This window comes from Psychrilyobacter atlanticus DSM 19335, assembly GCF_000426625.1.
In the GTDB taxonomy this organism is placed as follows: Bacteria; Fusobacteriota; Fusobacteriia; order Fusobacteriales; family Fusobacteriaceae; genus Psychrilyobacter; species Psychrilyobacter atlanticus.
Genome location: NZ_KE384547.1, coordinates 680,536 through 692,302, shown reverse-complemented (window position 1 = coordinate 692,302; position 11,767 = coordinate 680,536). Strand labels below are relative to the sequence as shown.

Annotated in this window: 11 protein-coding genes; 1 reads left to right on the top strand and 10 read right to left on the bottom strand. The window is 32.2% G+C overall.

Annotation, left to right across the window (positions count from 1 at the left end):
* The first annotated feature begins 212 nt into the window (after positions 1–212).
* On the top strand, positions 213–1,088 hold the full coding sequence (locus tag K337_RS0103745; RefSeq protein WP_028855412.1) for an aldo/keto reductase: 876 nt from the start codon (positions 213–215) through the stop codon (positions 1,086–1,088).
* 158 nt (positions 1,089–1,246) lie between these two features.
* On the opposite strand, the gene nusB is transcribed toward K337_RS0103745, so the two are convergent.
* The 10 genes from nusB to K337_RS0103690 form a co-directional block, all read right to left on the bottom strand.
* Positions 1,247–1,696, bottom strand: coding sequence for a transcription antitermination factor NusB (nusB, locus tag K337_RS0103740; RefSeq protein WP_028855411.1), 450 nt, complete (start codon positions 1,694–1,696; stop codon positions 1,247–1,249).
* A 12-nt stretch (positions 1,697–1,708) separates the two neighbouring features.
* A complete protein-coding gene (locus K337_RS0103735) occupies positions 1,709–1,921 on the bottom strand; it encodes a DUF2273 domain-containing protein (protein WP_028855410.1) in 213 nt (70 codons plus the stop codon).
* Between the two features lie 2 nt (positions 1,922–1,923).
* Positions 1,924–2,442 (bottom strand): alkaline shock response membrane anchor protein AmaP, encoded by a 519-nt coding sequence (gene amaP / locus K337_RS0103730; RefSeq protein ID WP_028855409.1) that lies wholly within the window; start codon positions 2,440–2,442, stop codon positions 1,924–1,926.
* Positions 2,443–2,493: 51 nt separating this feature from the next.
* Positions 2,494–2,859 carry an Asp23/Gls24 family envelope stress response protein gene (locus K337_RS0103725; RefSeq protein WP_028855408.1) on the bottom strand — a complete coding sequence of 122 codons (366 nt, stop codon included), beginning with the start codon at positions 2,857–2,859 and terminating at the stop codon, positions 2,494–2,496.
* Positions 2,860–3,017: 158 nt separating this feature from the next.
* On the bottom strand, positions 3,018–4,373 hold the full coding sequence (gene accC / locus K337_RS0103720; protein ID WP_028855407.1) for an acetyl-CoA carboxylase biotin carboxylase subunit: 1,356 nt from the start codon (positions 4,371–4,373) through the stop codon (positions 3,018–3,020).
* Between the two features lie 15 nt (positions 4,374–4,388).
* A complete protein-coding gene (locus tag K337_RS19050) occupies positions 4,389–4,811 on the bottom strand; it encodes an acetyl-CoA carboxylase biotin carboxyl carrier protein (RefSeq protein ID WP_028855406.1) in 423 nt (140 codons plus the stop codon).
* 80 nt (positions 4,812–4,891) lie between these two features.
* A complete protein-coding gene (locus tag K337_RS0103710; protein WP_028855405.1) occupies positions 4,892–8,308 on the bottom strand; it encodes a DNA polymerase III subunit alpha in 3,417 nt (1,138 codons plus the stop codon).
* 207 nt (positions 8,309–8,515) lie between these two features.
* On the bottom strand, positions 8,516–9,913 hold the full coding sequence (locus K337_RS0103705; RefSeq protein ID WP_028855404.1) for an NAD(P)/FAD-dependent oxidoreductase: 1,398 nt from the start codon (positions 9,911–9,913) through the stop codon (positions 8,516–8,518).
* A 314-nt stretch (positions 9,914–10,227) separates the two neighbouring features.
* A complete protein-coding gene (locus K337_RS0103695; protein ID WP_028855403.1) occupies positions 10,228–11,202 on the bottom strand; it encodes a diguanylate cyclase in 975 nt (324 codons plus the stop codon).
* Entirely contained in the window at positions 11,195–11,767 is a 573-nt protein-coding gene (locus K337_RS0103690) for a chemotaxis protein CheB (protein ID WP_028855402.1), read from the bottom strand. Before K337_RS0103690 ends, K337_RS0103695 begins: the two co-directional genes overlap by 8 nt.

Here is an 11,767-nt window from a genome sequence, read left to right as displayed (position 1 = left end):
CTCGCAATATATCTACTGAGAAGTTAAGATAACATCTAGAAAAAGAATTGAATTCAAAGGATAAGTCAGATTTTAGTCTGCGTTGAGAGGCTTTAATAATCTTTTTTAATCTGTAACAAAAAAAGTTTAATCTTGTGGAAGGATTAATCCATGAATTACTCCTACTATAGACTAATTTAATTTAAGATAAAAAATAGAAAAAGAGGTAAAAAATGAAATATAATAAGATTAAAAATATAGATAAAGAAATATCTCTTTTGGGTTTTGGTTGTTGGGCTCTATCCAAACACGGATGGAAAGATGTTAACCAAGAGGAAGCTATTAAAACTCTGGAAAAGAGTATCGAACTAGGTATTAACTTTTTCGATACTGCACCAATCTATGGATTTGGGAAATCAGAGGAGATCCTAGGAGATGTTACAAAGAGTATTCGTAAAGATTTAGTTATAGCCAGTAAATTTGGTCTTAGATGGAATGAATGGGGACATGTCACTCATGATATATCCAGAGATTCAATTTTGTTTGAAATAGAAGCTACTCTAAAGCGTTTAAAGACCGACTATCTCGATCTCTACCAAGTTCACCACTTAGACAAGAAAACATCGTTAGAGACCGTATTTGAGACTCTCAACGAATTGAAAGAACAAAATATAATAAAAGGTGTAGGTGTATCTAATTTTAAACTGGAGGATCTGAAGCAGGCTTCCAATATATGCGATATCAGTAGCATTCAAAATCAGTATAATATGTTACAAACTAATGATGAAAAGGATATTCTTCCTTTTTGTCAGAATAATGATATTGGATACATCTCTTACAGTACTCTAGCTCAAGGATTACTGTCAGAAAAAGTGAAAAAAGGATATAAATTTGCCAAGATGGATATTAGAAAATTCAATGATTTATTTCATGACAAGGAAACCTTTGATAGAATTGAAACCTTGAAATCTCCTAATAAACCTCTTATAGAGAGTGCTTTTGAGTATGTTATGAAACAAGAACCTCTAAAATCTATCCTAGTCAGCACTACAAAGGTTAAAAATTTAGAGGAAAATATAAGACTAATAAAAAAATTAAGCAATAGATAATAAAATAAAAAAGCAGAAATTAGAATTATCTAATCTCTGCTTTTTATTTTAACTCTTTTATTCTTATTTTTTCTCTAAAACTAGGGAAAAGAAAGCTAACTTACTCTGAACCTCCGTTTCTCTTAATCAAGAGAAACAATAAAAAGGAAGAGTTTAGACTATTTCTTTACAAACTTAGCCAATACACCGTTTACAAATTCATGTGATGTTGCATCTCCATAAATTTTAGCTAATTCAATAATCTCATTTAATACAATTTCAAAACCAGTTTCTTCGTACATCAATTCATATACACCAAATCTAAGTAATGATCTCTCTACATTTCCTACAGTTTCTAATGACCATTCATCCATCTTTTCAGCGATTTCTTGGTTTATAGTACCATAGTGTTTGTCTATTCCTGCTGCAAATTCTTTAATGAATTCCACTTCTGTTTTAGTCAAAGTAAGTTCTTCAACGTTGTTAGGAGTCTCTTCATCTTCTGATATTTCTACTCTTCTGTTCCCATCTTCTAAAAATTCTTCCAGTCTTTCTAATGGTGTTACCTTGTTCATGTCAGCTTCAAATAAAAGCTTGAATAACTCTTCTCTTGCGATCTTTCTACTCATAATTTTCCCTTCCTATTCTTCTTTTAATCTATTAATCAATATTTTTTTTAGCTTTTTAATATTTTCTTTATCTCCAAAGATAGACCCCAATAAAGTTGTCAACATAACTACTATCATAGGTATTATACCGTGGGTTATAAAGATATAACCAAAAGCAAATCCCATCAGTCCACCTATATACTTTTTACTATTTATTGCTAATTTTTCTATCAATTCCTCTAACATAATTAATCACCTCTTCCATTATTAGATTTATCTTTAATTAACTTAGTTACTCTAAGTTCAACTTCTGTTATACTCAAATCTAAATAACTTTCAATCCGATCTTTAATATCTTGCTGGATTAAATTAAGGTCATCCGAAAGGGACTGACTAGACATTATATCAATAGATACAAAAATTTTCAATTTTTTTCCATTAGTTTTATTTTTTACTTTTAAATTTCTAACTTTTGGATGCTCTCCTACCACTTCTTTTACTATATTATTTACAGAATTTGAAGATATTTTCAACATTCCATTAGGAGTTTTCATCCTTAATTCTTTTGGTCTTTCAAAAAGATTTATCAATTTTTCTACAAATAGTAGTAGATAAACAAGTGATACTCCTGCTACAGCACCTCTGGTTATTAGGCTGTTAAAATCCAATATCTCTAAGTATGCCGGAAACATCCCTATATATATCCCAAGTACAGCTAAGATGAATATTCCTATCCAAGCTATTCCAAAAATAAATTTCATAAACATATCCATTCCCCCAAATTTAAACCTTAAAAATATAAGAGGCGTATAACGCCTCTAGTCTAATATTACTTCTTCTTTTGAAATTTCTTTCACCTTAACATCTTGAATATAGACATTTACTTCTACAACTTTAAGACCAGTCAATTCTGTAATATTTTTAATTATATTTTCCTGTACATTAGTAGCTACTACTGGGATTGGAAAACCATACTCTACAACTATATGCACATCTACACTACACTCTTTTTCTCCTACTTCAACCTTTACTCCCTTAGTCATCTTATTGATACCTAAGATCTTGTTCACTTCATCAGTTACTCCACTTGTCATCTTGTAGATTCCATCCACTTCTATTGTTGCTTTTGCTGCTATTACCTTTACTACGTCATCAGCTATTTTAATGTTTCCTAATTCAGACATCTGTCCACCTCCAAAATTATCTTTCACTTATAAACAGTTACACTTATAGTATATCATTTTTTTTATCATTTCCTATATTTTTTATTAATATATACTAAATTAAATTTTAATTTCATTATTTCAAGGAAAAAGGAGGACTATATCCTCCTTTTAAATTTTTATCCTTTTAAATATTCAGGAAAATTTTTCTCTATAAAGTTAGTTGAATAATTTCCACTTTTAAACTCTTCATTTTCTAATACTTTTTCATGAAATTTAATAGTAGTTTCTACTCCTTCTATCTTATATTCTTCAAGTGCTCTCTTCATTCTGATGATAGCTTCCTCTCTATCTACACCATGAACTATTAATTTTCCAATCATAGAATCGTAGTATGGTGGTATGCTATACCCTTGGTATGAATGAGAATCTACTCTAACTCCTATTCCACCTGGAACAATGTATTTCTCCAATGTTCCTGCTGAAGGCATAAATCCATTTTCTGGATCCTCTGCATTTATTCTACATTCAATAGAATGTCCATGAAGTTCTATGTCTGATTGTTTCACATGTAACTCATGACCTGATGCCACGATTATTTGAGCTTTAATTATATCAAAACCAGTAATAGCTTCCGTAATAGTATGCTCAACTTGTACTCTTGTATTCATCTCCATAAAGAAGAAGTCATTATTTACATCCACTAAAAATTCTAAAGTTCCGACAGAGTCATAGTTTATAGCTTTAGCTAATTTTACAGCTGCTTCTCCCATCTTTACCCTTACATCTTCTGGTAAAGTAGCAGATGGTGCCTCCTCAACTAATTTTTGATGTCTTCTTTGAATAGAACAGTCTCTTTCTCCTAAATGAACTACATTTCCAAATTTATCTCCTACAATCTGAAACTCTATATGTCTTGGGTTTTCTACATATTTTTCTACATAACAATCTGGATTTCCAAATGCTGCATCGGCTTCATTCTGAGCTGCTCTAAAGTTTACTGCAAACTCTTCATCATCTCTAGCTATTCTCATACCTTTTCCACCACCACCGGCAGTGGCTTTTATCATTACCGGGTAACCTATCTTCTCATGAACTACCTTTCTAGCATCTTCCATCTTATGGATTATTCCAGTTCCATTAGTTAGAGGCACTCCATTTTCTACTGCCGTTGCACGAGCTGTAGCTTTATCTCCCATATTGTTGATACACTCTGGACTAGGCCCTATAAATACTATCCCATGTCTTTTACAGATTTTTGCAAAATCAGCATTTTCAGCTAAGAATCCATAACCTGGATGAATAGCTTCTGCTCCTGTAGCTTCTGCTGCTGCAATTATATTTGGTATTTTTAAGTATGATTCAGTACTCATTGCAGGTCCTATACAAATAGCTTCATCAGCTAAGGTTACATGTAAACTTTCCTTATCTGCTGCAGAGTATACAGCAACTGTCTTTATCTCTAATTCTTTTGCTGCTCTTATTATTCTAACTGCTATCTCTCCACGGTTAGCGATTAATATCTTCTTAAACATCTTTTTTCCTCCTAATTATTCTCCTATTTTAACCAATACTTTTCCGTATTCGGCAACCTCTCCATTTTTTACTAAAATTTCTTTTATTTCACCATCAAATTCACTTTTTATATCTGTTTTAATTCCTATTGCTTCTACATAACCAACTTTTTGACCTTTTTTTACAGCCATCCCTACTGTCATCATAGGTTTTTCATCTTTATTTATATAGTAAAATCTTCCTACACTTTCAGATATTATCTCTTTCACTTGTTCTGTTACAGCTACTTCTGCTGCTGCCTCTTCTATTTCTTCTACCTCTTCTATACTTCCTTCTAATACTAACTTAGGCTTCTTTATAAGAAGTTTAAAATCTTTTTCCTCTATAGATATCTCTGTAAGTTGTGACTCACCTATTACTTTTATTATCTCATTGATAGTATTCATATCGTTTTTCATCTTGCCTCCCCATAATCTCATTTAGTCGCTCTAAATTTTAACACATATAATATCTTCTTTCAAGAACTAAAATACACCTGTTATTTAATCTTCATTTTATCTATTCCTAAGAGTTCTCCTACCTGATGGATAAAATCTGAACTCGGTTCTACTTTATATTTTTCTCCCAACTCAACCACTCTGTTTCCATCTTTTTCTCTAAGTGCAATGTAGACCCTATGCTTTCCTTTGTGATCCAATAATATCTTTTTTAATTTAGGCAGTTTTATCTTGGTCTCTTCATCTACTAGTATATACACCTTAAAACTAGGTACTTCCACTATATCTTCTAAATATTTCAATTCTCTGATAACTATCTTTTTTTCTTCGTTTCCACCAAAAAAGTCTAATTGTACACTCCCCTCTAAGTATACAGCATTTCCCTCTACAAGATAGTTAGATAATCTGTCAAACTCATTGGGAAATACAGTACAACTAACGGTTCCAAAGTGATCTTCCAGAGTAAATACAGCCATCATCTGTTTATTTTTTTTAGTTATTATTTTTTTTATCCCGCTGATTATCCCACAAGTCCGTACATGATGTGGTCTATCGACTTTTAATTCCACTAATTTATCCAGTTCATATACATTTAACAGTTCATTATATTTATCCAATGGATGCCCAGTAAAATAAAATCCAAGGTATTCTTTCTCACCTTTTAAGATATTTTCTATCTTATATTCTTCCATTGTTCCCATGGTAAAACTCTCTATAGTGGCACGAGCTTCTCCAAATAAGTTCATCTGCTGGATCTCATCTTCCTTAGCTACACGAGCAGCATAGACCAAAGACTTTTCGATGCAACTATATTTTTCCCTTCTATTTCCTGGAAGACTATCCAATGTCCCTGATAATACTAGAGCTTCCAAGGCTTTTTTATTCATCCCTATCTTCTTAGTCCGAATAACAAAATCTTCAAAAGTTTTATACATTCCAAACTCATCTATATCTTTACTGAGTTTATCTATTATTCCTTCACCTAGGTTCTTTATAGCGGACATTCCAAACCTAATCTGCTCCCCATCCACTATAAATTTATTACTAACTTTATTTATATCGGGTAAACCTACATCTATCCCATGACTTTTAGCATCATCTATATAGATAGCCAGCTTATCATTATTACCCCGTTCAGAGGTCATAAGAGCTGCATAGTAATACTTTGGATAGTACTCCTTAAAGTATGCCGTCCAATAAGCTATAAGTCCATAAGCTGCCGAATGAGACTTATTGAACCCATATCCCGCAAACTTATCTATAAGATAGAATACATTTTCTGCTATCTTTTTTTCATAGCCATTTTTTATTGATCTTTCAATAAATATTAATCTATTTTCTTCCATAAGTTCTGCTATCTTTTTTCCCATAGCACGACGAAGTAGATCTGCTTCCCCTAAAGAATAATTTGCCATAATAGAAGCTATTTTCATTACCTGTTCCTGGTACAATATTACTCCATATGTTTCCTTTAACACCTCTTCCAGACTTTCATGGGGATATACAGCATCTTTCAATCCATTTTTTACACCTATATAGTCATCTACCATCCCAGACCCCAAAGGTCCCGGCCGATACAGAGCTAAAACTGCAATGACATCATCAAAACTATTGGGTTTTAATTTTTTTAATAACTTTCTTACACCTCTAGATTCCAATTGGAACACTCCTAGGGTATCTCCCCTTTGGAGTGCATCATATACCAGTGGAGCATCTAGTGGAACATCACTCAGTTCTATTTTCACACCTACTCCATCCTCTATATAATCTATAGTTCTTTGAAGTATAGTTAGATTTCGTAGTCCCAAGAAGTCCATTTTTAATAGACCTAAATCCTCTAATTCCTTCATCTGATATTGAGTGCAGACCTGCTCCCCTTTGGAATCCGAATATAATGGCACATCATTGGTCAGTGGATTTTTAGTTATCACTACTCCTGCAGCATGAACAGAAGCATGTCTCACCTTATTTTCCAACCCTCTAGATATGTCTATTATTTTTTTAGCCTCATCATCTGTGTCATAGGCCCTTTTAAATTCGCCTATATCGCGGATAGCTCTGTCTATTGTATAAAACTGCGGGATTAATTTGGCCAATTTATCGACCTTATAAAGAGGTATATTTAAAGCTCTTCCCACATCCCTTATGGCAGCTCTAGCCTTCATTGTTCCAAAGGTAATTATCTGAGCTACTCTATCTCTGCCATATTTTTTTCCTACATATTCTATAAGTTCATGCCGTCTTTCCTGGCAAATATCTATATCTATATCCGGCATAGAGATCCGTTCCGGATTCAGAAATCTTTCAAATATAAGGTTATACTTTATGGGATCTAACTCTGTTATCCCAAGGGTATAAGCGACCATACTACCAGCGGCCGATCCCCTTCCAGGACCTATAGGTATATTCTGTCTTTTAGCATAATCTATAAAATCCCAAACAACAACAAAATATTCTTCATACCCCATCTTACTTATAATTCCTAATTCGTATTCTACTCTTTCTATAGCCTTTTCCTCTATGCCGTTTGGATATCTTTTGTCCAAACCATCATAGACCAATTTTCTTAGATACTCATGAACATCTTTGAATTCTTCTCCGACTTCATATTCAGGAAATTTAAATTTACCAAACTCAATCTCTAGGTTACATTTTTCTGCTATCTTTACTGTATTTTCTAAAGCACCTTCATATTTCCCCAATTTTTCTACCAACTGTTCCCTACTTTTCATAAACAATTCATTGGTATGGATTCTCATCCTCTTCTCATCATCTATCTTGCTTCCTGTTTGTATACAGATTAGGACATCCTGTAACCCGTGCTGCCCATAATGGGCGTAGTGAACATCATTTGTTCCCACTACTTGTAGATCATGTTCCCTTGCTAATTTATATAATTTATCGTTAATTGGATATTGTTCTGGGATTCCATTATCCTGTAACTCTATATAGAAATCTTTCTTTCCAAATATATCTATATAGGAATCTATGACACTCCCTAACTCCTCAGCAGTTTTCTCATCTCTAATACCACGGGCTATCTCCCCCTGCATACAGGCTGATAATCCTATGAGTCCTTCACTATATTTTTTTAAAACAGTTTTATCTATCCTGGGTTTATAGTAGAATCCATCCAAATATCCTATGGAAGATAGTTTCATAAGATTTTTATAACCTATTTCATTTTTAGCTAAAAGTACCAGGTGATAGGTTGTTTTTTCCTTTTCCTTCATTGAACCCAAACTTATATAAGCTTCCATTCCAAGGATTGGCTTTATCCCTCTTTTTCGTGCTTTCTTATAAAATTCTATGGCACCAAACATATTTCCATGATCGGTAATTGCCACACTATCCATCTTTAGTTCCAGAGCACGATCTAGATACTCATCGATCTTTCCCACTCCATCTAGGAGGCTATATTCTGTATGTAGGTGTAAATGTACAAATTTGTTTTTCATAGTTCCCTCCCATTTTGCTGTTAGTAGTCATGATTTTTTACTATTTATTAAATTACTATTATTCACTATCTTTTATAATCTTATTTTAGCACATTTTTTATAGTGTTTCCTAAAAAACCTTATTTTTTATCAATAAAAAACCCTCCTACAAAACTAAATTACTTTAGATTGTAGGAGGTTGGTTGGTTGGTTATTTATCTATATATATTATTTTATCTTTCCTAAAATATCTCTTACTGCTAATATTCCCATTACTGCTGCAATATTTAATCCACTTCCATAACCTGAGCTATCTCCTACTGAGTAAAGACCCTTTACAGTAGTTTCCATATTTGAATCGATAGTCATCCTTGTACTTCTAAACTTGATCTCTGGAAAATATAATAATAGATCGTTAGATGCAAACCCAGGAGTTACCTTATCATGTACCTCTACAAATTCCATTATATTATCTAAAATTCTCTTTGGACAAGCCAGTGAAATATCTCCTGCTACGTAATCTTCCGTTGTAGGTTCTATATTCAATCTAGACATTCTCTCCTCTGTAGACCTTCTACCTGCTTTCAGATCTCCGTATGACTGACATAATACTTTCCCACCTGTCAGCATAGTTGACATCTTAGCGATAGAAGCTGCATATTCAAATGGTTGATTAAATGGCTCTGTAAATGATTTAGTACATAACAATGCTAAGTTTGTATTAGTTGATTTTTTATTTTTGTATGCATGACCATTAGCTAACATAATATTATCACTATGTTTTTCTACAGCTATAAACCCGCTAGGATTACTACAGAAAGTTCTCATCTTGTCATTATATTTTTTTGTATAAAATACCATCTTTGCTTCATAGAAGTTTTTGTTGACAGTTTTCATTACTACATCAGGGATCTCTACCCTTACACCGATATCTACCGATCCTGCACTATATCCTATCCCATGTTTTTGGCACATTTTCATCATTTGTTTAGCTCCACTTCTACCTAGAGCTGTTATGATTTTATCACTATAAAAAGTCTTTTCCCCTTCTTTAGTCTCAACAATTGCACCTTTTATCTCTCCATCTTCAATTATTAAATCTTTAAAATCTGAATTTGAGCTGAATTCTACACCTTTTTCTAAAAGAGTATTTATTAATTTAGAGTATAATTCTCTAGAACCATCGGTTCCCAAATGCATAGTAGGAGTATCTACTAATTGAATATCGTTTTCAATACATCTTCTCTTTATTAATTCCATCTCATCATTATAAACTAACCCTGTAGGTTCATCATCAAATCCAAAATCTTTGTAGATATCCGCAACATACTGAATAGTCTCATTTACTAAAGTTTTACTCGTTATAGTATGTACGTCTCCTCCTACTCTATAATCCATATTAAATTTTGAATCCGAATAAGCTCCTGCTCCACTCACACCATAAATGATCGCACAAGTAGGACATTTTACACATCTACCTAGCTTCTCTTTAGGACATACTCTTTTATCCAACATTTGACCCTTATCGATCACCATTATCTTAAGGTTTGGATTTTTATTGATAGCTTCGTATGCTCCAAAGACACTAGCTTGTCCACCACCAGCAAATATAATATCATATTTCATTTTATACCTCCTAAAAATTAAAAAAATCTAAGTATATACATTTATATTAGTATACACTTAGATTATGTTTTATGTTTTCAAAGTTGCAAGTATCTATCTCATATTTTAACATGAGATTATCTAAACCTATATAGTTTAAATCCAATACTTTGTTCTTCATTTATTTTTCTCCTAAACTTATCTTATTTTTTAAGCAGTGAATATTTTATCATTTTTTATACTTTTCTACAAGGATTTTTTTTAATTCAAGATATCTAAATATACAGATTATTCTAATCTATATAAATAAAAAATACTGAATACTATATTACTTTTTATTTATATACATAGGTCATATTTTTACCATTCTTTTTAGCAATATATAATGCTTTATCCGCGCAATCTATAAATTCTTTTTTTTCAATAAATCTCGTAGGGATAACACTAGAAACTCCTATACTGATAGTTACAAATCTAGAGGTATCTACCCCTTCATTGAGTATCTGTAACCCTTCTACATTTTTTCTTATTTCCTCTGCAATTAACTCCGCACCTTCAGAATCAGTTTCCGGCAGCAATACTATAAATTCCTCCCCACCTAATCGTGCAACTTCATCAGTTATTCTTCTCAGTGTTTTTTCAATTATTTTAGCAACATCTTTTAGACACTCATCTCCTTTAAGGTGACCATAGGTGTCATTAAAGTTTTTAAAATTATCTATGTCAATCATCAATGCTGAAAAAGATCCATTGCTTCTAATGGTTCTAGCCCACTCTAAGTTAAACATCTCCTCAAAGGCTCTTCTATTAAAAACACCTGTCAATTCATCAATTCTCACAAGATGATTAAGTTTTTTTTCTACTAATTCCAGTTGAGCTATCTTTTCCTCTAGTGCTCTTGTTTTTTCTTCAATTATTTTCGTCTGTTCATTGAGTTTAACAAATACCTTTACTTTGCTTTTTAAAATTTCATTACTTATTGGTTTATATAGATAATCAACTGCTCCTAATTCATAGCCTTTAAAAATATATTCTTCCTCTTTATTGATAGCTGTAATAAAAATAATTGGAATATCCTTTGTTTTATTATTAGCTCTCATCAATTCAGCAACCTCAAATCCATTCATTCCAGGCATCTGAACATCTAAAAGAACAATATCAATTTTTCTTTTTAATAATATTTTTAGAGCATCATTTCCATTAGAAGCAGTCAGTATATTTAAATTTTCACCTTCTAAGATCGCTTCCAATGAAATTAGGTTTGCCCTAGTATCATCTACAATAAGTATATTAGTGCTATAGTTACTCACAGTTGTTTCCTCCTAATTTTTTTATGTATCTATTAATCGAATTTAAGCTCATAAGTTTACATGTCGAAATATATTTTAACGCCGATCGTGGCATAATATCAAAATAGGCTTCTTTAGGATCTTGTACAATACATTCCCCGCCTAATTTTTTGATTTTTTCAAGTCCTAAAGCACCATCTGAATTAGCTCCAGTCAATATTATTCCCAAGAGATTATCTGTATATACCTCTGCTGCAGATTCAAAAAGTATGTCGATAGATGGCCTTGAATAATTAACTTTTTCTTCTACTGATAAAGAAAAAGTATAATCGTCTTCAATGGACAAGTGGTAATTTGAAGGAGCAAAATAAATAACACCATTTTTTATATCCTCTTTATCCTCAGCCTCTTTTATTGTCAGTCTATTCAAACCTTCATATATCTTTGAAAATCCATCTGTTCTTTCCTTAATATGGATCACAATAATTATAGGTAATTCTATGGTCGGCTCTATATCTTTTAGTACAATTTTCAACGCTTCTACCCCGCCTGCAGAAGTTCCTATTACGATAGCTTTATATTTCAT

Coding starts and splice junctions, on each gene's coding strand:
- K337_RS0103735 (WP_028855410.1), bottom strand. CDS start 1,921: ATGTTAGAGGAATTGATAGAAAAATTAGCAATAAATAGTAAAAAGTAT.
- accC (WP_028855407.1), bottom strand. CDS start 4,373: ATGTTTAAGAAGATATTAATCGCTAACCGTGGAGAGATAGCAGTTAGA.
- K337_RS0103725 (WP_028855408.1), bottom strand. CDS start 2,859: ATGTCTGAATTAGGAAACATTAAAATAGCTGATGACGTAGTAAAGGTA.
- K337_RS0103710 (WP_028855405.1), bottom strand. CDS start 8,308: ATGAAAAACAAATTTGTACATTTACACCTACATACAGAATATAGCCTC.
- amaP (WP_028855409.1), bottom strand. CDS start 2,442: ATGTTTATGAAATTTATTTTTGGAATAGCTTGGATAGGAATATTCATC.
- nusB (WP_028855411.1), bottom strand. CDS start 1,696: ATGAGTAGAAAGATCGCAAGAGAAGAGTTATTCAAGCTTTTATTTGAA.
- K337_RS19050 (WP_028855406.1), bottom strand. CDS start 4,811: ATGAAAAACGATATGAATACTATCAATGAGATAATAAAAGTAATAGGT.
- K337_RS0103690 (WP_028855402.1), bottom strand. CDS start 11,767: ATGAAATATAAAGCTATCGTAATAGGAACTTCTGCAGGCGGGGTAGAA.
- K337_RS0103705 (WP_028855404.1), bottom strand. CDS start 9,913: ATGAAATATGATATTATATTTGCTGGTGGTGGACAAGCTAGTGTCTTT.
- K337_RS0103745 (WP_028855412.1), top strand. CDS start 213: ATGAAATATAATAAGATTAAAAATATAGATAAAGAAATATCTCTTTTG.